The 21,358-nt window shown below is 63.5% G+C and carries 20 protein-coding genes and 1 riboswitch; of the genes, 7 read left to right on the plus strand and 13 right to left on the minus strand.

From position 1 onward, the window contains the following. Nucleotides 1-33: 33 nt before the first annotated feature. The gene (locus tag AC07WT_RS20120) at nt 34-576 is read left to right on the plus strand and encodes a 5-formyltetrahydrofolate cyclo-ligase (protein WP_494948211.1); all 543 of its coding nucleotides are present in this window, start codon (nt 34-36) and stop codon (nt 574-576) included. A gap of 66 nt (nt 577-642) precedes the next feature. Here the strand turns inward: AC07WT_RS20120 and AC07WT_RS20125 are convergent, their stop codons facing one another. After that, a complete protein-coding gene (locus tag AC07WT_RS20125) occupies nt 643-1,155 on the minus strand; it encodes a winged helix DNA-binding protein (RefSeq protein ID WP_492592675.1) in 513 nt (170 codons plus the stop codon). A gap of 204 nt (nt 1,156-1,359) precedes the next feature. Here AC07WT_RS20125 and pxpB point away from each other — a divergent pair, with 204 nt between their 5' ends. From pxpB to AC07WT_RS20155, 6 genes are all read left to right on the plus strand, one after another. Continuing rightward, nucleotides 1,360-2,013 carry a 5-oxoprolinase subunit PxpB gene (gene pxpB / locus AC07WT_RS20130; protein WP_494948212.1) on the plus strand — a complete coding sequence of 218 codons (654 nt, stop codon included), beginning with the start codon at nt 1,360-1,362 and terminating at the stop codon, nt 2,011-2,013. Further along, nucleotides 2,010-3,062: a 5-oxoprolinase subunit C family protein gene (locus AC07WT_RS20135; RefSeq protein ID WP_492592673.1), complete on the plus strand. Its 1,053-nt coding sequence runs from the start codon at nt 2,010-2,012 to the stop codon at nt 3,060-3,062. The genes pxpB and AC07WT_RS20135 overlap by 4 nt, the downstream gene beginning before the upstream one ends. 19 nt (nt 3,063-3,081) lie before the next feature. Then, nucleotides 3,082-3,834 (plus strand): 5-oxoprolinase subunit PxpA, encoded by a 753-nt coding sequence (gene pxpA, locus AC07WT_RS20140; protein ID WP_494948213.1) that lies wholly within the window; start codon nt 3,082-3,084, stop codon nt 3,832-3,834. 291 nt (nt 3,835-4,125) lie between these two features. Then, complete coding sequence (locus tag AC07WT_RS20145; RefSeq protein WP_492592671.1) at nt 4,126-4,875, plus strand: DUF969 domain-containing protein; 750 nt, start codon at nt 4,126-4,128, stop codon at nt 4,873-4,875. Next, nucleotides 4,872-5,828, plus strand: coding sequence for a DUF979 domain-containing protein (locus AC07WT_RS20150; protein WP_494948214.1), 957 nt, complete (start codon nt 4,872-4,874; stop codon nt 5,826-5,828). Before AC07WT_RS20145 ends, AC07WT_RS20150 begins: the two co-directional genes overlap by 4 nt. Nucleotides 5,829-6,155: 327 nt before the next feature. Beyond that, on the plus strand, nt 6,156-7,970 hold the full coding sequence (locus AC07WT_RS20155) for a tetratricopeptide repeat protein (protein ID WP_494948215.1): 1,815 nt from the start codon (nt 6,156-6,158) through the stop codon (nt 7,968-7,970). A gap of 2 nt (nt 7,971-7,972) precedes the next feature. On the opposite strand, the gene AC07WT_RS20160 is transcribed toward AC07WT_RS20155, so the two are convergent. The 12 genes from AC07WT_RS20160 to AC07WT_RS20215 all read right to left on the minus strand — a co-directional run bounded on the left by AC07WT_RS20160 (nt 7,973) and on the right by AC07WT_RS20215 (nt 21,284). Continuing rightward, nucleotides 7,973-9,124, minus strand: a complete 1,152-nt coding sequence (locus AC07WT_RS20160) for a TraB/GumN family protein (protein WP_494948216.1) — start codon at nt 9,122-9,124, stop codon at nt 7,973-7,975. After that, nucleotides 9,117-10,136, minus strand: coding sequence for a peptide ABC transporter ATP-binding protein (locus tag AC07WT_RS20165; RefSeq protein WP_494948217.1), 1,020 nt, complete (start codon nt 10,134-10,136; stop codon nt 9,117-9,119). The genes AC07WT_RS20160 and AC07WT_RS20165 overlap by 8 nt, the downstream gene beginning before the upstream one ends. Next, nucleotides 10,133-11,125 carry an ABC transporter ATP-binding protein gene (locus AC07WT_RS20170; protein ID WP_494948452.1) on the minus strand — a complete coding sequence of 331 codons (993 nt, stop codon included), beginning with the start codon at nt 11,123-11,125 and terminating at the stop codon, nt 10,133-10,135. The genes AC07WT_RS20165 and AC07WT_RS20170 overlap by 4 nt, the downstream gene beginning before the upstream one ends. Nucleotides 11,126-11,245: 120 nt before the next feature. Then, nucleotides 11,246-12,163: an ABC transporter permease subunit gene (locus AC07WT_RS20175; RefSeq protein WP_492592665.1), complete on the minus strand. Its 918-nt coding sequence runs from the start codon at nt 12,161-12,163 to the stop codon at nt 11,246-11,248. 91 nt (nt 12,164-12,254) lie between these two features. Further along, a complete protein-coding gene (locus AC07WT_RS20180; protein ID WP_494948218.1) occupies nt 12,255-13,265 on the minus strand; it encodes an ABC transporter permease subunit in 1,011 nt (336 codons plus the stop codon). A gap of 126 nt (nt 13,266-13,391) precedes the next feature. After that, nucleotides 13,392-15,020, minus strand: a complete 1,629-nt coding sequence (locus AC07WT_RS20185; RefSeq protein ID WP_494948219.1) for an ABC transporter substrate-binding protein — start codon at nt 15,018-15,020, stop codon at nt 13,392-13,394. A gap of 195 nt (nt 15,021-15,215) precedes the next feature. Then, nucleotides 15,216-16,859 carry an ABC transporter substrate-binding protein gene (locus tag AC07WT_RS20190; RefSeq protein ID WP_494948220.1) on the minus strand — a complete coding sequence of 548 codons (1,644 nt, stop codon included), beginning with the start codon at nt 16,857-16,859 and terminating at the stop codon, nt 15,216-15,218. A gap of 221 nt (nt 16,860-17,080) precedes the next feature. After that, nucleotides 17,081-17,911 carry a methylenetetrahydrofolate reductase [NAD(P)H] gene (gene metF, locus AC07WT_RS20195; RefSeq protein ID WP_494948221.1) on the minus strand — a complete coding sequence of 277 codons (831 nt, stop codon included), beginning with the start codon at nt 17,909-17,911 and terminating at the stop codon, nt 17,081-17,083. 11 nt (nt 17,912-17,922) lie between these two features. Beyond that, the gene (locus AC07WT_RS20200) at nt 17,923-18,276 is read right to left on the minus strand and encodes a phage holin family protein (protein WP_494948222.1); all 354 of its coding nucleotides are present in this window, start codon (nt 18,274-18,276) and stop codon (nt 17,923-17,925) included. 118 nt (nt 18,277-18,394) lie between these two features. Continuing rightward, nucleotides 18,395-19,816, minus strand: a complete 1,422-nt coding sequence (gene ahcY / locus AC07WT_RS20205) for an adenosylhomocysteinase (protein ID WP_494948223.1) — start codon at nt 19,814-19,816, stop codon at nt 18,395-18,397. 33 nt (nt 19,817-19,849) lie between these two features. Continuing rightward, a riboswitch (S-adenosyl-L-homocysteine riboswitch) is annotated at nt 19,850-19,984 on the minus strand. An 81-nt stretch (nt 19,985-20,065) separates the two neighbouring features. Next, nucleotides 20,066-20,788, minus strand: coding sequence for an LrgB family protein (locus AC07WT_RS20210; RefSeq protein WP_492592658.1), 723 nt, complete (start codon nt 20,786-20,788; stop codon nt 20,066-20,068). A 37-nt stretch (nt 20,789-20,825) separates the two neighbouring features. Next, nucleotides 20,826-21,284, minus strand: a complete 459-nt coding sequence (locus AC07WT_RS20215) for a CidA/LrgA family protein (protein WP_494948224.1) — start codon at nt 21,282-21,284, stop codon at nt 20,826-20,828. Nucleotides 21,285-21,358 lie beyond the last annotated feature (74 nt).

The following is a 21,358-nucleotide window of genomic DNA, read 5'->3' on the forward strand; positions in this document are numbered from 1 at the left end:
CCCGTCGCCGAATCGAAAAAGGCGCTGCGTCGAATGCTATTGGAAGCAAGGCTGCAAGCGGCTTCCGAGCCCGCGCACAATGTCGCGCTGAACCGCCGCATACTCGATGCGCTGAAACGCTTCGGCGTGAACAGCGTGGGGTTTTACTGGCCGCTCGCGGGCGAATTCGACGCGCGCGCCGCGATCGCGGTCTGGCTCGCAGCCAGCGCGCAACGCGAAGCGAGTTTGCCCGTCGTCAAAGAACGCGGCGCGCCGCTCGAGTTCCACGCATGGAAGCCCGATACGCCGATGAAGATCGGTCATCACAAGATTGCTGAACCGGCCTCGGGGCGCGTCGTGATTCCCGATCTTCTGTTCGTGCCGTGCGTCGGTTTCGACGAGGACGGTTACCGGTTGGGCTATGGCGGCGGCTATTACGACCGCACGCTGGGCGCGTGGCCGGGGCCGAAGAAACCGGTCACGGTCGGTATCGCTTACGAAGCGTGCCGCACGCCAGCGCTGCAACGCGAAGCCCACGACGTCCCGCTCGATCTGATCGTGACCGAAGCCGGCCTCTATCCATGGTCGGCGGATTAAGCGGTCAAGCGTCCGGCGAGCGCCCCGTCAGCCGCATCCGCGCCAGGATGCGGCCACGAAGACCTCTTATAAAGACGCCGCGGCCCGCGCGGCCGTGTCGTACAGCCCGGACGCGTTGCGCATCAACTGCGCAGCCTCGCCGATCTGCTCATTGGTCAAGCCGCTTTCCTTCAGCGTCGAAATCAGACAGCTCTCGCGCACCTCGCGATACTTCAGGCAGAGCTCACGGCCCGCATCGCTCGCCGAGAAGAACACTTCCTTGCCGGTCTTTTCGCTTATTACATACCCTCTAGCTACGAGCTTCTTCAACGCGTAGGTGGCGACGTGCGTGTCCTCGATGTTCAGCACGAAGCAGATATCCGCGAGCTTCTTGCGGCGCTCGCGATGGCTGACGTGGTGCAGCAGCGAGACTTCGATGGCGGTCATGTCCTTGTCGCCGGCCGCCGACATGCAACGCACCATCCAGCGGTTGAACGCATTGCCCGCCATGATGAGCGCGTACTCCAGCTCGGACAGTTCCGCGCTTGTGTCAGATACGAGATGTTCCGAGGAGACGATCTTGGTGGGGTGGCGCGACATGGTGACGATTCTCGAAGCTGAAAAAGGAGGTGTCGGGAGTGTACGACGAGCCACCGGTTCCCGGGAGCCCTGCGAAAACTCTTATTGAGAAATTGTTGATATTTTATTGATAATGTACTATTCAAACGTCGCCTGTCCTATGCCAATAACCTTCGGTAGGGGCGACGTACCCGAATTCTCCGACTCGATCTGGGCCAGCAAGTGATGAGCCAACCAAGAATTTTTCCGCTCGGCGATGCCGCGCTTGTCTGCGAGGCGCCGCCGCCCGCGACGCTGGCATGCCAGCGGCGCGTGTGGGCCGCCGCCGAGGCCGCGCGAGACTGGCCACATGTGCTGGAGGTCGTGCCGGGCATGAATAACCTGACGCTGGTGTTCGATCCGCTCGAAGCCGATTGCGAAACGCTTGCCGGCCAGTTGCGGGCCGCCTGGGAGGCGGTCGGCGATGTGCCCGTGCCAGGCCGCGAAGTCGAGATTCCGGTGCAGTACGGCGGCGAGTTCGGCCCCGATCTGCAAGTGGTCGCCAATCACGCCGGCTTGACGGTGCGGGAAGTCGTGCAGCGTCATGCGGGGGGCGAGTACGTGGTGTTCTTCCTCGGCTTCCAACCGGGCTTCGCCTATATGGGCGGCCTCGCAGAAGCGCTGCACACGCCGCGCCGTTCATCGCCGCGGCTCGAAGTGCCGGCAGGTTCGGTCGGCATCGGCGGTGAGCAGACCGGCATTTATCCGGCCACTTCGCCCGGCGGCTGGCAGCTGATCGGCCGCACCGAACTGCCGCTGTTCGATCCGGCGCGCCGCCCGCCCACGCTGCTGCAACCGGGCGACCGGGTGCGCTTCACCGTCGCGGGGATACACGCATGATCGATGTGATTCGCGCGGGTCTCCTGACCACGATTCAGGACCTCGGCCGTCACGGCTACCGGCATCTCGGTGTCGCGATGGGAGGCGCGCTCGACCGTCTGTCGCTCGAAGTCGGCAATCGCCTCGTCGGCAACCGGCCCGATGCGGCCGGCCTGGAAATCACTTTCGGCCCGACCGTGCTGCGCTTTCTGCGCGCCACGCGCGTGGCGATCACCGGCACCGAATTCGGCGCGACGCTCGACGGCAAGCCGGTTTATTCGTGGTGGAGCCTGCCAGTGCAGGCCGGCCAGGAACTGGTGCTGCAAGCGGCCAAACGCGGCATGCGCGGCTACGTCTGCATCGCGGGCGGCATCGACGTATTGCCGATGCTCGGTTCGCGCAGCACCGATCTGGCCGGCCATTTCGGCGGACTCGGCGGCCGGGCGCTGCGCGACGGCGACCGCCTGCCGGTCGGCGCCCCGCCGCAGCGCGGCCATGTCGGCTTCAGCCCCGAGGCGCCGGAGTTCGGCGTGAAAGCGCCCGCCTGGTGCAAGTTTGTGCTGGTCCACGAGCCGCTGCGGCGCGGCCGGCATCCGTCGGGCGTGCCTTGGGCCGTGCCGATCCGGGTGCTGCGGGGACCGGAGTACGACAGCTTCACACCCGAGGCTCACGAGAGCTTCTGGTCCGACGAATGGCTCGTCACGCCCAACAGCAACCGGATGGGCTACCGTCTCGCGGGCAGCGAACTGAAGCGCACCCGCAAAGCCGATCTGCTGTCGCATGCGGTGTTGCCGGGCACGATCCAGGTGCCGCCCAACGGCCAGCCGATCGTGCTGATGAGCGACGCGCAGACCACCGGCGGTTATCCAAAGATCGGCGCGGTGATTCAGGCCGATCTGTGGAAGCTCGCCCAGGTTCGCCTGAACGCGGCAGTCCGTTTCATCCCGACGACGCCGTACGAGGCGCGTCAGGCTCTCCTGGAAGAACGCACGTATCTGCGGCAGATCGATGCCGCGATCGCGATGCAGGAAGAACGCTGCGCGCGCCAGTTGGCCGTCGCAGCGCTGTAATACGAAGCAGAGGAACACCATGGAAATCGATTTGAACGCCGATCTCGGCGAAGGCTGCGGCTCCGACGAGGCACTGCTCGACCTCGTCAGCTCGGCGAACATCGCGTGCGGCTGGCACGCGGGCGGCGCCAATGCGATGCGCGACTGCGTGCGCTGGGCGGTACAGAAGGGCGTGTCGATCGGCGCGCATCCGAGCTTCAACGATCCCGAGAATTTCGGCCGCAAGGAAATGGACTTGCCGGCCCACGAAATTTACGCGGGCGTGCTGTACCAGCTGGGCGCACTGTCGGCGATCGCGCAAGCCGAGGGCGGGCGCATCGCGCACGTCAAACCGCACGGCGCGCTGTACAACCAGGCCGCGCGCGACGCGAAGATCGCCGACGCGATCGTGTCCGCGGTGCACGATTTCGATCCGTCGGTGGCGGTGTTCGCGCTCGCCAACAGCGGCCTGGTGACGGCCGCACGCACCGCGGGCCTGACCGCCATCGAAGAAGTATTCGCCGACCGCGGCTATCGCGCCGACGGCTCGCTGGTGCCGCGCAAGGAGCCAGGCGCGCTGCTCGACGACGAAGACGAGGTGCTGAACCGCACCCTCGCCATGGTGCGCGAGCACCGCGTGCAAGCCGTGGACGGACAATGGGTGCCGCTCAACGCGCAAACCATCTGCCTGCACGGCGACGGTCCGCACGCGCTGGCGTTTGCGCGGCGCATCCGCCGCGCGCTCGAAGACGCCGGCATCGAAGTTCACGCGGCCGGCGCCGCCCGCGTCTAGGCGTCGGCCAGGACGCGCCGGCCAGGACGCGCCGGACAGCGCGCCAGCCGACCCTCGCGAAGCCCAGAACGCCCCGCTCCCCGCGGGGCGTTCGTCAGGGTTCGCCAAGGTTTGCCAGGTGCAGGACTCATTGCCGTACCCGCGGTCATTCAGCAGATGCTGGTGTAGGTGTAGTCGAAGCAACGCGGCCATCAAGAGCCGCGGCAGCAAGACGGCGCATGGATCATCAGGCGCCGGCTCACGTGAGCCGCCACAAGCGGCGAGGTTGTGAAACCCTGTTTGGAGATCCAGATGCAGACAACAGTCAGTCTATGGCCGCTCATCGGCGTGGCCGTCATCATCGCCGGCTTTTTATTACGGTTCAATCCGATGCTGATCGTGGCGGTCGCCGCGATCGTCACGGGTTTGGCCGCGCACTTCCCGCCCGAAAAGATTCTTGCCGAAATCGGCACCGGCTTCATCAAGACGCGCAATATCCCGTTGATCATCCTGCTGCCGCTCGCCGTGATCGGCCTGCTCGAACGGCATGGACTGCGCGAGCGCGCGCAAGCATGGATCGGCGGCATCAAGGCCGCCACGGCGGGGCGTTTGCTGATCGTCTATCTGCTGGTGCGCGAACTGACCGCCGCGGTCGGCCTGACCGGTCTCGGCGGCCATCCGCAGATGGTGCGTCCGCTGATCGCGCCGATGGCCGAAGGCGCGACGGAAACCCGCTTCGGCAAGCTCAGCGATGCGATCCGCTTCAAGCTGCGCGCGTTCTCCGCTGCGACCGACAACGTCGGCCTGTTCTTCGGCGAGGACATCTTCGTCGCCTTCGGCGCGATCGTGCTGATGACGACCTTCCTGAAAGAAGCGGGCATCGTCGTCGAGCCGATTCACGTGGCCGTGTGGGGCATTCCGACCGCGGTTTGCGCGTTCGTCATTCACGGCTTCCGCCTGCATCTGCTCGACCGCAAGCTCGAACGCGAATTGCGCGGCAATGCGTCCGCGAGCGCCGCTGCTGTTACGTCGGCGCAACCTGCAACAGGAGACCAGGCATGATGCTCTCGATTACCTATCTGTTCTGGCTGCTGGGCGTCGTGCTGCTCGTGATCGGCGGCATGATCGTCACCGACAAGGAGCACCCGCGCCGCTTCACCGCCGGCGGTTTCTGGATGCTCTACGCGCTGATCTTCCTGATCGGCGACAAGCTGCCGCCCGCTGTGGTCGGCGCGGCGGTGGTCGTGATGGCGCTGATCGCCGGCTTCGGCGGCGTGACCGCGGCCAAGCCGAAACTGCTGTCGCTCGAAGCCCGCAAGGCCAGCGCCGCGCGCCTGGGCAACAAGCTGTTCGTGCCCGCGCTGACGATTCCGGTCGTCACCGTGATCATCACGTTGTCGGCGAGCCACCTGATCTTCGGCGGCATGCCGCTGATCGAAAAAGCCAACGTGACGCTGATCGGCTTCGGGATCGGCTGCGTGATCGCGCTCGCGATTGCTTGCGTGCTGACGCGCGACACCGTCGGCCAGTCGACGAAGGAAGCGCGCCGGCTGGTCGATGCGCTCTCGTGGGCCGCGGTGCTGCCGCAGATGCTCGGCATGCTCGGCCTCGTGTTCTCGGACGCCGGCGTCGGCAAGGCCGTCGCTCACGTGACCACGGCCTATATCAGCCTCGACTACCGGTTTGTCGCGGTGGCCGTGTACTGCATCGGCATGGCGCTTTTCACGATGGTGATGGGCAACGGCTTCGCCGCGTTCCCGGTGATGACGGGCGGAGTCGGCGTGCCGATTCTGGTCGGCGTGTTTCACGGCAACCCGGCGGTGATGGTCGCGATCGGCATGTTCTCCGGCTACTGCGGCACGCTGATGACGCCGATGGCCGCCAACTTCAACATGGTGCCCGCTGCACTGCTGGAACTGCCGGATAAGAACGCGGTGATCAAGGTGCAGGTGCCGACCGCGCTGACCTTGCTGGTTGTGAACATCTTCCTGTTGAATTTCCTGATGTTCCTGTAGGACTGTGGCCTTTGCCGGGCGTGCGCGGCAAACCTCGACGAATGACAGGTTCGGCGGTGTTTGCCGTGTTTGCCGTGTTTGCCGTGTTTGCCGTGTTTGCCGTGTTTGCCGTGTTCGACGCGTTTGCCGCGTTTGCCGCGCAAGAACGCGCAAAACGGACGCGGCGCAGAACCTCTGCCCGCGTCTGCCCGCGGCAAACCAGCGCCGCCGAATTAGGATGCGTCCGATCGTCAGGATGAGTGCAGAAACATAAGCTGGTGGATGGTCTCCCATCCACACGCGTCGGCGCGCACAACGTGCGCCGCCGGCGCTCTCCAGCAGGTTCCCATGGAACAGTCTTCCCACCTCGACACCGCGCGCGCCGACGCGCCGGGCGGCGATACGCCGCCTTCCGCCTATCTCGCCTCAGTGCTCGACGCCGCGCTCGAAGCGCACCAGGCTGGCCGGCTCGATGTCGCCGAGCCTTTCTACCGCGAAGCCCTCGCGCTCGATCCCGCACATGCAAAGGCACTGCACTACTTCGGCGTGCTGCAACACCAGCGCGGCAATCATGGCTTCGCCGCAGAACTGATGAGCGAAGCACTCGAACTCGATCGCACGGACGCCGCCTGCTGGAGCAATCGCGGCCTCGTGGCCGCGGCGCTCGGCCATCGCCACGAAGCAATGATCTGCTATGACCAGGCGCTGCAGCTACAGCCGGATTTTGCCGACGCACGCAACAACTTCGGTGTCGCGCTACAAGCGCAAGGTTCGCTCGATCAAGCGATCGAGCAATATCGTCTGGCGCTGGCGGCGAACCCGTCGCTCAGCGACGCGCATTTGAACCTCGGCACCGCGTTGAGCAAGCTCGGCCGCTACGACGAGGCACTGACGTGCTATCAGGACGTGCTGTCGCTCGATCCGCAGTCGGCGGAAGCGCACTTCAACGCAGGCAATGCGCATAACGCGCAGGGCAACCACGACGCTGCAATCGCCAGCTTTCAGCAAGCGCTGCTGTTGCGCCCAAGGTACGCCGAGGCGCACGTCAACCTGGGCAGCCTGATCGGCAAGCTCGGCGACTACGTCGGCGCCGAAACCCACTACCGGCAAGCAGTCGCACTCAAGCCGAACTCGACCAATCTGGTGTGCCTCGGTGGATCGCTCGGCGCGCAAGGCCGTCTCGACGAAGAAGAAGGCTTCTATCGTCAAGCATTGGCACTGAATCCCGAGTACGCGGATGCGCACCAGAATCTCGCGTGGCACCTGCTCAAGCGTGGCGACTACAAGCAAGGCTGGGCGGAGCATGCGAAGCGTTGGCGCACGAACGACTACGAGGCGATCGCCATTCCGGAGGTTGCCGAATGGCGCGGCGAATCGCTCGACGGGCGCCGCGTGCTGCTGGTCGGCGAACAGGGTTTCGGCGACCAGTTCCAGTTCCTGCGCTATGCACGCGTGCTCGAGCAACTCGGCGCAACCGTCGACACCTTCGTACGGGAGCCGCTGCTGACTCTGGCCGAACGCGTGCCGGCCGTGCGCCGCGCGTTCAGCGGCAAACCTGACGGCGAGTACGATTTCTGGGTGCCGATGACGAGCGTGCCGTCGTGCGTCGGCACGGAACTGACCACGATTCCTGTCGAAGTACCGTATCTGTTCGCCGACAAAGCGCAGGTCAAGGCATGGCGCAAGCGGGTGGACGCCGACGGCAAATCGAAGCGCAAAGTGGGTTTGGCGTGGGCCGGCAGTCCGACGTTTGGCAATGACCGCTATCGGTCAATGGCACTGGCTGACCTGTCCGCGCTAAGCGAGGTCAGGAATGTCGCGTGGTATCCGCTGCAGAAAGGCCCGGCGCACGCCCAGCTAGCCAGCGCGCCTGACGCTTTCCGTGCTCACGATTTCACCGCTGAGCTGAATAGCTTCGACGATACCGCTGCGCTCATCATGAATCTCGATCTGGTGATTGCCGTGGACACGGGTGTCGCGCACCTGGCAGGCGCACTAGGCAAGCCAGTATGGGTGCTGCTGCCCGCCAACTCCGACTGGCGTTGGCTCGAAAACCGCAGCGACTCGCCGTGGTATCCGACCATGAAATTATTCCGGCAAACGGAGTTGGGGGATTGGGCGTCGGTGGTCGAAGAAGTCGCTAAAACTTTGCTCGACCAGTAACGTCACCCCGCCTCCACCACAAACCCGTGCTGCCGCAAAAGCTGCAGCACGCCTTTACGCCCACCCAGATGCAACGCGCCGATCGCCACGAACACCGGCTTGTTCGGCGCGGCGATCAGCAGCATCCGCGACACGAAGCGCCGGTTGCGCTCATACACGATCTTGTTGTCGATCTGATCGGAGACCCGCTTGTCGCGCGCCAGCTTTTCTGACTTCGCCGCCTGCCATGCCGCAATTGCATCGGCATCGCCCACCCTCCACAGCCGGTGCAAAGCGCGCACGTCGTCGACGTTTTCCGCGGGCGTCTGCACCAGGTCCTGTGCGAGCATTTCGCGTTGCTGCACAAGCGTCAGCCCCGTGAACGCGCGCATCTGCTGCGACAAGGTCTCGAGTCCGACGATCTTGCCGCGCGTCCTGATGTAGACGTTCTGCAATTGCGCCTCTGTGCCGTATTCGGTCTGCAAGCCGGCGCTCAACGAATCGTAGGTTTCGACCAGCAAGGACGCGAGCCACGGCCGCATCTTCTTGATTTCATCCAGCGCGGCAGGATTGCCGCGCAAACGAAACGCGAGCTTGCGCCACAAAGGATCGGGCAACAAACCGGGCAGGCAGTCGCGCCGGCATACGCCGTATTTCGACACGTCGTCTTGCGAGACCAGCAGCTCGTCGGGCGACAGTTCGAGCGCGAGCGTCCCCGAGGCGGCGAGCGCACCCAGGATCGGCGGACGGAATGGCTGGTTGGGCGGGTAGTCGGCGGGATCGCCTACGTGCAACGTGCCGAGCAGGTAGATCGTGGTAGTGCCGCGCGTGGCGACATAGAACGGCATGCGCGCCGGCTGCAAACGCACCGGACCGCTGGCCGTGGTGCCCGGCGCGGCGGGCGGCGGATTGAAGCCGGGCAAGGTGGCGCGCGGCGGCGCCGGCAGATTGGGCACCGGCAATGCCGGCCGCCCCGCCTGAGCAGGCGCGTTGGCGGCGGACCCCGCGGCATGCGCCGCGACGATCGGCCCGTCACCGCTCAGATGCAAGACGGAACAAACGCCGAGGAGCGCGGCACCGGTCAGTGCACGCGCCCTCCAGCGCCGCGCGAAAGCGGCGTAGCCGCCGTCACGCGAGCGGCGCGTAAAACGACGCGCCGCCACCCCATCAGGCATCCACTTCCCCCACCTCCTCGGCGCGGTGACACGACACCTGACGGCCATCCACTTCACGCAGCTTCGGCTCTTCGCTGCGGCACCGGTCGATCGCATACGGGCAGCGCTGATGGAACGTGCAGCCCGACGGCGGATTCAGCGGCGACGGCATCTCGCCTTGCAGCTTGATCTTGATGCGGCGATCCGATTCGAAGATCGACGGGGTCGCCGACATCAGCGCCCGCGTGTACGGATGCCGCGGCGTCGAGAAAATCCGCTTCTTGTCGCCGAGCTCCGCCACGCCGCCGAAGTACATCACCATCACATCGTCGGCGATATGCTCGACCACCGAGAGGTTGTGCGAGATGAACACGTAGCTGGTCTTGAACTGCTCCTGCAGATCCATGAACAGATTCAGAATCTGCGCCTGGATCGACACGTCGAGCGCGGACACCGGTTCATCGGCCACCACAATCTGCGGATCGAGAATCATCGCGCGCGCAATCGCCACGCGCTGCCGCTGGCCGCCGGAGAACATATGCGGATACCGTTTTGCATGTTCCGGACGCAAGCCGACAGTGCGCATCATCTGCGCAATCCGTTCGGCGCGTTCGCTGGCGCTCAACTGCGTGTTGATCGCGAGCGGTTCGCCGAGCGTCTGCTCGACGGTCTTGCGCGGATTCAGCGAGGCAAACGGATTCTGGAACACCATCTGCACGCGCCGCCGCAACGCCGCGATCTTCGCGTGATCGGCGCCGGCCACGTCTTCGCCGTCGATCAGCAAGCGGCCCGCGGTGGGCGTCTCGATCATCGTCAGTTGACGCGCGAGCGTCGACTTGCCGCAACCCGATTCGCCGACCACCGCGAGCGTCTTGCCGCGTTCGAGCGCGAACGACACGCCATTGAGCGCCTTCACCGTGCCCTGAGCGAACATGCCGCGCTTGACCGTGTAGTGACGCGCGAGCTGGTCGGCGACCAGCACGTGATCGCCCGCATGGTCCGACTGGCGCCGCGTTTCGAGTACTGCGTTCATCGTGCGCCTCCATGGGTGTGAACGTTGGCGTCGCCGCTCAGGTTCAGGGGTTTGATGCAGCGCACGCGCGCGACTTCAGCGTGACCTTGCATCGGCGCCAGTGCCGGCCGCGCCTTCATGCAGTCGTCGACCACATACTTGCAGCGCGGTGCGAAGAGGCAGCCTTTCGGCCGGTCGTCGCGGCCCGGCACCATGCCCGGCAATGCGGCGAGCCGCACCGCGCCGACATTGTGCTCGGGAATCGCCGCCAGCAGCGCTTCCGTGTACGGATGATGCGGCGCGGCGAAGATATCGGGCACGCGGTTGGTTTCGATCACTTCGCCAGCGTACATGACCGCGACGCGCTGCGCGACTTCGGACACCACCGCCAGATCGTGCGAGATCAGCACGAGCGCCATGCCGCGTTCCTTCTGCAGCTTGATCAGCAGCTCCATGATCTGCGCCTGGATGGTCACATCGAGCGCGGTGGTCGGTTCGTCGGCGATCAGCAGCTTCGGATTGCAGGCAATCGCCATCGCGATCATCACGCGCTGGTTCATCCCGCCCGACATCTGATGCGGAAACGCGCCGATACGGTTCTTCGCGTCCGGAATGCCGACCTGGTCGAGCAATTCGAGCGCGCGCCTATCCAGTTCGCTGCCGCGCAACCCTTCGTGCAGCTTCAGCACTTCCTTGATCTGATAGCCGACCGTGTAGCTCGGATTCAGACTGGTGAGCGCGTCCTGGAACACCATCGCGATGTCTTTGCCGATGATCTTGCGGCGTTCCTTCGCCGACGCCTTCAACAGGTTTTTGCCGTTGAAGGTGACTTCGTCGGCGGTGACTTTGCCCGGCGCATCGATCAGGCCCATCAGCGCCATCATCGTCACGCTCTTGCCCGAGCCCGATTCGCCGACCACGCCGACTACTTCGCCCGGCGCGACATCGAGGTTGATCCGGTCGACCGCGGGCAGTCCGTTGAAGTTCACCGCCAGATTGCGGATGGTCAATAAGTTGCTGTCAGTACGCGCACGGTCGCCCGAAGCGAGCTGACCCGCCCCCGCCCCGAAGGAAGTCCCCTTGGGGGACTCGGGGGGCAGCGAATGAAGTGAGCGTGGGGGTTGTTCCATTCAGGCCATCCGTTTCAGTTTGGGATCGAGTGCGTCGCGCAGCCCGTCGCCGAGCAGATTGATCGCGAGCACCGAGATCAGGATGGACAGACCCGGCATCGTGACGATCCACCAGGCGCTGTCGATGTAATCGCGCGCCGAAGCGAGCATCGCGCCCCACTCCGCCGACGGCGGTTGCACGCCGAGGCCGAGGAAGCCGAGCGCCGCGGCATCGAGAATCGCCGACGAGAAGCCCAGGGTGGCTTGCACGATCAGCGGTGCGGTGCAGTTCGGCAGCACTTGCGAGAACATCAATCGCAGCGTGCCGGCGCCCGCGACGCGCGAAGCCGTCACATATTCCTTCTGCAGTTCGCCTTGCGCCGACGCACGCGTCAGGCGCACATAACCCGGCAACGCGACGATCGCGATTGCCAGCATCGTGTTGACGAGGCCCGGACCGATGATCGCGACCACCGCGACGGCGAGCAGCAGCGACGGCAACGCGAGCAGCACGTCCATGATGCGCATGATCGGCGTATCGGCCCATTTCTCGAAGAACGCCGCGACCAGACCGAGCACGATGCCCGGAATCAGCGCGAGCACCACCGAGACGAAGCCGATCCAGAACGACAGCCGCGCGCCGTACATCAGACGCGAGAGGATGTCGCGGCCCGCTTCGTCGGTGCCGAGAATGAACTTCCAGTTGCCGCCTTCGAGCCACGCGGGCGGAATCTTGACGAAGTCGCGATACTGCTCGATCGGGCTGTGCGGCGCGATCAACGGCGCGAAGATCGCGATGAAGATCAGCACCACCACGACGATGCCGGCGCCGACCGCGCCACGGTTACGCGAGAAGTTCGCCCAGAATTCGCGGGCGGCGATGGCCCGGCCACTCGGGGGAGTGACGGCCTGGGGGACGGTATTTTGAATGTCTGCCATTTTCGTTCATGCCTCCCGCAGAGCCGCCTCAAGGGAGGCATGCGCCCCCTCGGGGGGCAGCGAACGCAAGTGAGCGTGGGGGTTCATATTGTTACCTCGTATGGCGGATGCGGGGATTCAGCACGCCGTACAACAGATCGACGACGAGGTTCACCACGATCACCAAGGTGGCGATCATCAGGATACCGCCCTGCACCACCGGATAATCGCGCCGGCCGATCGCATCGATCAGCCACTTGCCGATTCCCGGCCACGAAAACAGCGTCTCGGTCAGCACCGCGCCCGCAAGCAGCGTGCCGACCTGCAAACCGATCACGGTCACCACCGGAATCAGCGCATTGCGCAACGCATGCACGACGATCACACGCCCGGGCGACAGACCCTTCGCGCGTGCGGTGCGGATGTAGTCTTCGCGCAGCACTTCGAGCATCGACGAACGCGTCATCCGCGCGACCACCGCCAGCGGAATCGTGCCGAGCACGATGGCCGGCAGGATCAGATGGCTCAGCGCGGATTTGAACGCGCCTTCGTCGGTGGACATCATCGCGTCGATCAGCATGAAGCCGGTCACGTGCGGAATGTCGTATTCGACCGCGATGCGGCCCGACACCGGCGTCCAGCCGAGCTTCACCGAGAACATCATGATGAGGATCAAGCCCCACCAGAAGATCGGCATCGAGTAGCCGGTCAGGGCCGTGCCCATCACGCTGTGATCGACCACCGTGCCGCGCCTGAGCGCCGCGAACACGCCCGCCGGCAAGCCGATGATCAGCGCGAACAGCATCGCGCAGAACGACAGTTCGACGGTGGCGGGAAAGCGTGCGAGGAATTCGCCCATCACGCTGGTGTTGGTGATGATCGAGGTGCCGAGGTCGCCGTGCAGCGCGCGGCCGATGTAGTGGATGTATTGAATCGGCAGCGGCTCGTCGAGCCCCAACCGGTGCATCGCCGCGGCATGCATGGCCGGATCGACGCCGCGCTCGCCCATCATCACTTCGATGGGGTCGCCCGGGATCAGGTGAATCAGCGCAAACGCGAGGATGGTGATGCCGATGAAAGTCGGTATCACCATGCCGACGCGGCGCAAAACGAAGCGGAACATGGTTTGTCCCTATGGTCTTGATGAAGAGAAAACGCAACCGGCGACAAGGGCTTGTGACCCCGGTCGCCGGACCATTTCGACCAGTTTTCTAACCGTGCGAAAAGCGTGCTGCGTGAGCTTTACGAATTACTTGACGCTGACGCCGTCGAAGCGCGCGTAGCCAAGCGGCTCGATACGCATGTCGACGACCTTCTTGCTGACAGGCTGATACACCGTCGAGTGGGCGATCGCCGAGAACGGCAGTTGCTGCGCGAAGATCTGCTGAGCCTGCATATAAGCCGTCGTGCGCGCACCCTGATCGGACGTGACGCGGCCCTTCTGGATCAGATCGTCGAACGGCTTGTAGCACCACTTCGAGAAGTTGTTGCCGTTCACCGCTTCACAACCGAGCAGCGTGCCGAGCCAGTTGTCCGGATCGCCGTTGTCGCCGGTCCAGCCGATCAGCATCGTGTCGTCTTCGCCTGCATGCGCACGCTTGATGTACTCGCCCCATTCATACGTGACGATCTTCGCCTTCACGCCGATCCTGGCCCAGTCGGCCTGGATCATTTCCGCCATCAGGCGGGCGTTCGGGTTGTACGCGCGCTGCACCGGCATGGCCCACAGCGTGAGGTCGAAACCGTTCGGGTAGCCGGCCTTCGCCAGCAGCGCCTTGGCCTTGTCCGTGTCGAAGGACGCGCTCTTCAGATTCTTGTCATATGACCATTGAGTCGGCGGCATCGGATTCGTCGCAGCCTGGCCCGCGCCCTGATACACCGATTCGATGATCGCCTTCTTGTTGATCGCCATGTCGAGCGCCTGACGCACTTCGAGCTTGTCGACCGGCTTGTGCGACACGTTGTACGCGAGGTAGCCGAGGTTGAAGCCCGGCTGCGACGGCATCGCGATGTTCGCTTCAGCCTTGAGCGGCGCGATGTCGGCCGGACGCGGATAGCTCATCACCTGGCATTCGTCGCGCTTGATCTTCTGCACGCGCACGCCGGCGTCCGGCGTGATCGAGAAGATCAGCTTTGAGATCTTCACCGTGTTCGGCTTCCAGTAATCCGGATTGCCGTCGAAGCGGATCGTCGCGTCCTTCGTATAGCTGCGGAAGATGAACGGACCCGTGCCGACCGGGAACTGGTTGATGTCGGCCGCCTTGCCGGCCTTCAGCAGTTGATCGCTGTATTCGCCCGACAGGATCGACGCGTATTCCATCGCCATATTCTGGATGAACGGCGCGTTGACTTCCTTCAGCGTGAACTTGACGGTGTACGGATCGACCTTGTCGACGCTGGTGATCAGCTTGTCGAGGCCCATGTCGGTGAAGTACGGGAACTGCACCGGGTACGCCTTGCGGAACGGCTGGTTCGTATCCAGCATGCGCTGGAACGTGAACACGACGTCGTCCGCATTGAATTCGCGCGTCGGCTTGAAGAACGACGTGGTCTGGAACTTCACGCCATGACGCAGATGGAACGTATAAGTCTTGCCGTCCGGGGACACGTCCCACTTTTCGGCGAGGCCCGGCTCGACGTTGGTGCCGCCACGCTCGAATTCCACGAGGCGGTTGTAGACGGTGAACGTATTAGCTGTGAAATCGGTGCCCGTGGTGTATTGGGCAGGATCGAAACCCGCGGGACTGCCTTCTGAGCAGTAGACCAGGGTTTTATTCGGAATCTCGGCGCGCGCGACACTTGCGCCCACCATCGATGCCGCTGCAGCAGCGACGAGCGTCGTAACACGCGCGGCGCGCAACAGATTGTTTTGCTTCATGTTTCCTCCAGGTTCGGGGCCGGCTCCCGCCGGCGTAGCGCGATATTACTTGAGCTTGGCTCACACCAACAAGCGGAGGAAATTCCCTCTGTTGACGATCGGAAACCATTCGGGCAGACAAAAAGCCGCACGCCGGCGCTGGCCGGAGCGTGCGGCTTCAGGGGGCGGGCTCGGTAAAAAACGGCCCGCTTACAGTCATTTCAGGCCGACGTTCATGAATTGGGTCGGGCCGAACGGGTCGATCTTGAAGCCGGTGACGTCCTTGCTGATCGGCTGATAGACCGTGGAATGGGCGATCGGCGTGAACGGGACCTGTTGTTTGAAGAGTTCCTGAGCCTCCGTATACGCCTTGGTGCGCTCGGGCAGATCCGTGGTGCTGCGGCCTTTTTTGATCAAGTCGTCGTAGGGCTTGTAGCACCATTTGGAGAAGTTGCTGCCGTTCACCGCATCGCAGCCGAGCAACACCCCTAACCAGTTGTCCGGGTCGCCGTAATCGCCGGTCCAGCCGATCAGCATCGCTTCATGCTCGCCGGAATGGCCGCGGCGAATGTATTCGCCCCATTCGTAGGTGGCGATCTTCACCTTGACGCCGATCTTCGCCCAGTCGGCTTGCAGCATTTCAGCCATCAGCCGGGCGTTCGGGTTATAGGGGCGCTGAACCGGCATCGCCCATAAGGTGAGATCGAAGCCGTCCGGATAGCCCGCCTGCTTGAGCAGCGCTTTCGCTTTGCCGACGTCGTATGGAGCGTCCTTCAGGTTCTTGTCGTAGCCCCATTGCGTCGGCGGCATGGGATTGGTTGCCGCCTGGCCGGCGCCCTGATACACCGAGTCGATAATCGCCTTCTTATTGATCGACATATCGAGCGCGCGACGCACCATCACATTGTCGAGCGGCTTTTTCGTGGTGTTGTAGGCGATATAGCCAAGGTTGAAACCGACCTGGCTCGGCATCGCCAGCGACGCGTCGGCTTTGACCGCCGGAATATCAGCGGGACGCGGATAAGCCATCACCTGGCATTCGCCGCGTTTGAGCTTTTGCAGCCGTACCGCGGGATCGACGGTAATCGCGAATATCAGTTTGCTGACTTTAACCACGCCCGGTTTCCAGTAATCCGGATTGCCGTCGAAGCGAATCGTGTCGTCCTTGGTATAGCTGCGGAAGATGAACGGGCCGGTGCCGACCGGAAATTGATTGATATCCGGCGCTTTACCCGCTTTCAATAACTGATCGCCGTATTCGGCCGACAAAATCGACGCGAACGGCATCGCAATCTGCTGCAGGAACGGCGCATCGACCTCCTTCAGCGTGAAACGCACCGTGTAGGGATCGAGCTTCTCGATCTTCGAAATATTCTTCGCGAGGCCGAGATCGGTGAAATACGGAAACGGCACCGAGTACGCCTTGCGGAACGGCTGCTCCGGATCGAGCATTCGCTGATAGGTGAAGACGACGTCGTCGGCATTGAATTCGCGCGTCGGCTTGAAGAACGACGTGGTCTGAAACTTCACGCCGTGGCGCAGATAGAACGTGTATTGCAATCCATCTTGCGACACGTCCCATTTCTCGGCGAGGCCCGGTTCGATATCCGTGCTGCCATGCACGAATTCCACGAGCCGGTTATAGACCGTGTACGAGCCGGCGCTGAATTCGACGCTGGTGGTGTATTGCGCGGTGTCGAAGCCTGCCGGGCTGCCCTCGGAGCAGAACACGAGTGTTTTGTCAGGCAGCGTGGCCGCTTGAACCGCAGCGGGTGAAAGGCCGGCGGCCAGAACCGCACAGGCGCTCAAAGCGGGAAGACAGGCATGGCGAACCGCAAACAGCAACTTGGATACTGTCATAACGTTCTCCGCACAGCAGCCACGTCAGCTGCACTTTGATCATAGACAGCACAAAAATCGGGTTCAATGCGGGCTTACGCGCCGCGAGCAAGATACCCACGGGCACCCGCCGTTGCAATGCAGCAACGGTTTTCACCGGGCGAAAAAAAACCGCGCGGCCGGATGAGCCGTGCGGTTTCCGTGCAACATGTCGGCGGTGCCGGCGGTATCAGACGCCCAGCTCAGACGCCCAGCCGTTCGCAGATCGCCTTGGTCGCCGCAGCGCCGTTCAGCGTGTAGAAATGCAGTCCCGGCACGTTCGCTGCGACCAGACGCCCGCACAGATCGGTCACCACATCCAGCCCGAACGCGCGAATCGACTCGCGATCGTCGCCGAAGCTTTCCAGACGGCGCGCGATCCAGCGCGGCACTTCCGCGCCGCACATCTCCGAGAAACGCATCAGCTGCGAAAAGTTCGTGATCGGCATGATGCCCGGCACGATCGGTACGTCGACGCCGAGCTTCTTCGCATCCTCGACGAAACGGAAGTATGCGTCCGCGTTGAAGAAATACTGCGTGATCGCGGAGTTGGCGCCGGCCTTCACCTTGCGGGCGAAGTTTTCCAGATCCTGACGCGGCGAGCGGGATTGCGGGTGGTACTCCGGATAGCCAGCCACCTCGATCCAGAACCAGTCGCCGAACTCGGCGCGGATAAAGCTCACCAGTTCCGACGCGTAGCGCAATTCGCCGACTTCGCCCATGCCGGACGGCAGATCGCCGCGCAGCGCGACGATATGGCGGATGCCATGCGCGCGGTACTCGTTGAGAATCGCGCGCAGGCTCTCTTTCGACGAGCCGATGCACGACAGGTGGGGCGCGGCTTCGAGCCCCTCCTTCGCCATCTCGACGACGGTATCGAGCGTGCCCTGTTGCGTCGAGCCGCCCGCGCCGAACGTGACGGACACGAACTTGGGCTTGAGCGCCACGAGCTGCGCACGCGTGGCGCGCAGCTTGTCGACGCCTTCCTGCGTCTTCGGCGGGAAGAATTCGAATGAAAGTTCGATCGGGTTCATGATTCAGTAGATCAACCGATACTGCGGTTGCCGAAAATAAGCGCGGACAGCAGCCACGAAACGATGCTGTACAGAATCGAGCCGAAGAACGCCGACCAGAAACCCGACACTTCGAAGCCCTTCAGCAGCGACGCGCACAGCCAGAAACACAGCGCATTGACCACCAGAATGAAGAGTCCGAGCGTGAGAATCGTCACGGGCAGCGTCAACAGGATCAGCACCGGCCGCAAGATCGTATTGATCAACCCGAGCACCACCGCGACGATCAATGCGGTGCCGAAACTGCGGATATGAATCGACGGAACGAGGTAGGTGATGATCAGGAGCGCGAGCGCGTTGATCAGCCAGGTCAGCAGCACGGTCATGTAGAGCTCCTTGTAGGCTAGTGTCCGTTCAACGAAAAGAGACGGGCATGGCGAACAGAGCGGCGCCTGGTGCGCCGCCCTGTCGTCAAACCGTCATGCTTTAAAACCGCCCGCGCGCTTAATAGCGGTAGTGGTTCGGCTTGAACGGACCGTTCTTGTCGACGCCGATGTAACCCGCCTGCGCGTCCGACAACACCGTCAGGTTCGCGCCGATGCGCGCCAGATGCAGGCGTGCAACTTTTTCGTCGAGATGCTTCGGCAGCACGTACACCTTGTTCCCGTACTGGTTGCCTTGCGTGAACAGTTCGATCTGAGCCAGCGTCTGGTTCGTGAACGAGTTCGACATCACGAACGACGGGTGGCCCGTTGCGCAACCCAGGTTCACGAGACGCCCTTCAGCCAGCAGGATCACGCGCTTGCCGTCCGGGAAAATGATGTGGTCGACTTGCGGCTTGATGTTGTCCCACTGGTACTGGCGGGTCGACGCCACGTCGATTTCCGAGTCGAAGTGACCGATGTTGCAGACGATCGCGTTGTGACGCATCGCCTTCATGTGATCGTGGTTGATCACGTGGTAGTTGCCGGTGGCCGTCACGAAGATGTCGGCCTTGTCGGCGGCGTATTCCATCGTCACGACGCGGTAGCCTTCCATCGCCGCCTGCAGCGCGCAGATCGGATCGATTTCGGTGACCCATACCGTCGCACCCAGACCGCGCAGCGATTGCGCGCAGCCCTTGCCCACGTCGCCGTAGCCTGCAACGACCGCGATCTTGCCCGCGATCATCACGTCGGTCGCGCGCTTGATGCCGTCGACCAGCGACTCACGGCAGCCGTACAGGTTGTCGAACTTCGACTTGGTGACCGAGTCGTTGACGTTGATCGCCGGGAACGGCAGACGGCCTTCCTTTTCCATCTGATACAGACGGTGCACGCCGGTCGTGGTTTCTTCGGTCACGCCCTTGATGTGCGCGAGGCGCGTCGAGTACCAGACCGGATCTGCGTCCAGATGACGGGCGATCGACTTATACAGTGCGACCTCTTCTTCATTGGTCGGCTTCGAGATCACCGAGCGGTCTTTCTCGGCCTTCGAGCCGAGGATCAGCAGCAACGTGGCGTCGCCGCCGTCGTCGAGGATCATGTTGGCGAATTCGCCGTTCGGCCATTCGAAGATGCGGTGCGAGAACTCCCAGTATTCGTCGAGCGACTCGCCCTTGAATGCGAACACCGGCGTGCCGGCCTTGGCGATGGCCGCAGCGGCGTGGTCCTGCGTCGAGAAAATGTTGCACGAGGCCCAGCGAACATCCGCGCCGAGCGCGGTCAGCGTCTCGATCAGCACGCCGGTCTGGATCGTCATGTGCAGCGAACCGGCGATGCGCGCGCCCTTCAGCGGCTGCTGCGCCTTGTACTCTTCACGCGTTTGCACGAGGCCGGGCATTTCCGTCTCGGCGATGTCGAGTTCCTTGCGGCCCCAGCCGGCAAGCGACATATCGGCAACGATGAAATCCTGGGAAGCTTGGGAATCGATAACTGCGGCGTTCATCACGCCCTCCTTTCTAAGAAATTGACTAGAAATTTGACGTGAGCGCGGTTCGATGCGGTGGATCGGAGCGCGATGCGCATCCGAACCCTCCGATTGAAGCCTTCGAGCCTGGCGGGCGGCCGGCGAATATGCTGATTCGCGGTACCCGTCGCAACGCTCCTCGAAGACGAACGGCGATTGTAGCAAATTGAGATGGCTACGGGGTGCGGATCGGGTTTGTGGAATTCGAGCGTGGGGTACGCCTCGGTGTCAGATCGGCAGCAGACCGAGCATCGGCGCAAGCAGCACCATCACCACGCCGGCGATCATCATCGTCAAACTGGCGACCACGCCTTCCTCGCTGCCGAGCTCACGCGCCTTCGCGGTGCCCACGCCATGCGCCGCCGCGCCGAACAACGCGCCACGCGCGAGCCGCGTACGCAGCGGCACGAGCCCCAGCACCAGTTCACCGAACAGCATCCCGCACACGCCTGTTGCGATCACGAACAGCGCGGTCAGGTCCTTCGGCGCATGAATCTTGTCGGAGACGGCAAGCGCAAACGGCGTCGACACCGAACGGGTCATCAGACTGCGTTGCAGTTCCGGCGAAAGATGCAGCAGCTTCGCCAGCATCAGCGAGCCGCCGACCGCGACCACGATGCCCACCGTCACGCCGACCGTCAGCGAGATCCAGTGCCGTTTGAGCAGCTCGCGGTATTCATAGATAGGCACGGCGAATGCGACCGTGGCGGGACCGAGCAGCCACATCAGCCAGCGTGTGTCCTGGAAGTAGACCGGATACGGAATATGCAGCAGCACGACGATCGCCGCGAGCACCGCCGGCACGGCGAGCAAGGGCGTGAGCCACGGCGACCTGAAGCGCGCGTATAGCGCCTTCGACGCGAAATACAACGCCACCGTCAGCACGAAACAGCCGGCCGCGATCAGACGCGACGCATCGTCGGCGAACAGGGACGAATAAAGCGCGTTCATGGGCGGGCTTCAGCGTGGCAGAGAGGTGGAAGAATAATCAGGCGCGGGCCGCATGCCGCGCGACCATCACGCGGCGCAGCGCCAGCCGGCGTTCGAGCCGTGCGGCCTGTTCGACCGCAAAGGCGACCGCGACCATCACCATCAAGGTGCCGGCGACCACCACCAGCGCGAGACGCCAGCCGTCCTCGCGAAACAGCCCGCCGTACTGCACCGCCGCAACCGCGGCCGGAATGAAGAACAGCAGCATGTCCGACAGCAGCCAGTCGGCGCCGGCCTTGATCCAGCGCGGCGCGATACCGCCGCAGAACAGCAGCGCGAGCAACGCGACCAGACCGAGCACGCCGCCCGGCACCGGCAAATGAAGCTGACGCACGACGAAATCGGCGACCAGCCAGAGGCCGGCAAGCGCACCGCTCTGCACGGCGATCCGCGCCACGCGCATCGCGCCGCTGGCGCGGCCGGCGTTCGCGAATCGGGAGAGAAGCTGCGTCGTCATGGCAATCCCTAGGTGACTTTTGATGAAAGTCAGTATAGGTTGCAACGCAACATAAATATAATGACTTACTACCA

This window comes from Paraburkholderia sp. GW821-FHT02A12 (assembly GCF_059422005.1).

Bases quoted from the DNA above. Each gene is read 5' to 3' on its own strand.
- pxpA (WP_494948213.1), top strand. From the start codon at position 3,082: ATGGAAATCGATTTGAACGCCGATCTCGGCGAAGGCTGCGGCTCCGAC.
- AC07WT_RS20125 (WP_492592675.1), bottom strand. From the start codon at position 1,155: ATGTCGCGCCACCCCACCAAGATCGTCTCCTCGGAACATCTCGTATCT.
- ahcY (WP_494948223.1), bottom strand. From the start codon at position 19,816: ATGAACGCCGCAGTTATCGATTCCCAAGCTTCCCAGGATTTCATCGTT.
- AC07WT_RS20190 (WP_494948220.1), bottom strand. From the start codon at position 16,859: ATGACAGTATCCAAGTTGCTGTTTGCGGTTCGCCATGCCTGTCTTCCC.
- AC07WT_RS20175 (WP_492592665.1), bottom strand. From the start codon at position 12,163: ATGGCAGACATTCAAAATACCGTCCCCCAGGCCGTCACTCCCCCGAGT.
- AC07WT_RS20155 (WP_494948215.1), top strand. From the start codon at position 6,156: ATGGAACAGTCTTCCCACCTCGACACCGCGCGCGCCGACGCGCCGGGC.
- AC07WT_RS20150 (WP_494948214.1), top strand. From the start codon at position 4,872: ATGATGCTCTCGATTACCTATCTGTTCTGGCTGCTGGGCGTCGTGCTG.
- AC07WT_RS20185 (WP_494948219.1), bottom strand. From the start codon at position 15,020: ATGAAGCAAAACAATCTGTTGCGCGCCGCGCGTGTTACGACGCTCGTC.
- AC07WT_RS20210 (WP_492592658.1), bottom strand. From the start codon at position 20,788: ATGAACGCGCTTTATTCGTCCCTGTTCGCCGACGATGCGTCGCGTCTG.
- AC07WT_RS20200 (WP_494948222.1), bottom strand. From the start codon at position 18,276: ATGACCGTGCTGCTGACCTGGCTGATCAACGCGCTCGCGCTCCTGATC.
- AC07WT_RS20215 (WP_494948224.1), bottom strand. From the start codon at position 21,284: ATGACGACGCAGCTTCTCTCCCGATTCGCGAACGCCGGCCGCGCCAGC.
- metF (WP_494948221.1), bottom strand. From the start codon at position 17,911: ATGAACCCGATCGAACTTTCATTCGAATTCTTCCCGCCGAAGACGCAG.
- pxpB (WP_494948212.1), top strand. From the start codon at position 1,360: ATGAGCCAACCAAGAATTTTTCCGCTCGGCGATGCCGCGCTTGTCTGC.
- AC07WT_RS20145 (WP_492592671.1), top strand. From the start codon at position 4,126: ATGCAGACAACAGTCAGTCTATGGCCGCTCATCGGCGTGGCCGTCATC.
- AC07WT_RS20160 (WP_494948216.1), bottom strand. From the start codon at position 9,124: ATGCCTGATGGGGTGGCGGCGCGTCGTTTTACGCGCCGCTCGCGTGAC.
- AC07WT_RS20135 (WP_492592673.1), top strand. From the start codon at position 2,010: ATGATCGATGTGATTCGCGCGGGTCTCCTGACCACGATTCAGGACCTC.
- AC07WT_RS20120 (WP_494948211.1), top strand. From the start codon at position 34: ATGCTATTGGAAGCAAGGCTGCAAGCGGCTTCCGAGCCCGCGCACAAT.
- AC07WT_RS20180 (WP_494948218.1), bottom strand. From the start codon at position 13,265: ATGTTCCGCTTCGTTTTGCGCCGCGTCGGCATGGTGATACCGACTTTC.
- AC07WT_RS20165 (WP_494948217.1), bottom strand. From the start codon at position 10,136: ATGAACGCAGTACTCGAAACGCGGCGCCAGTCGGACCATGCGGGCGAT.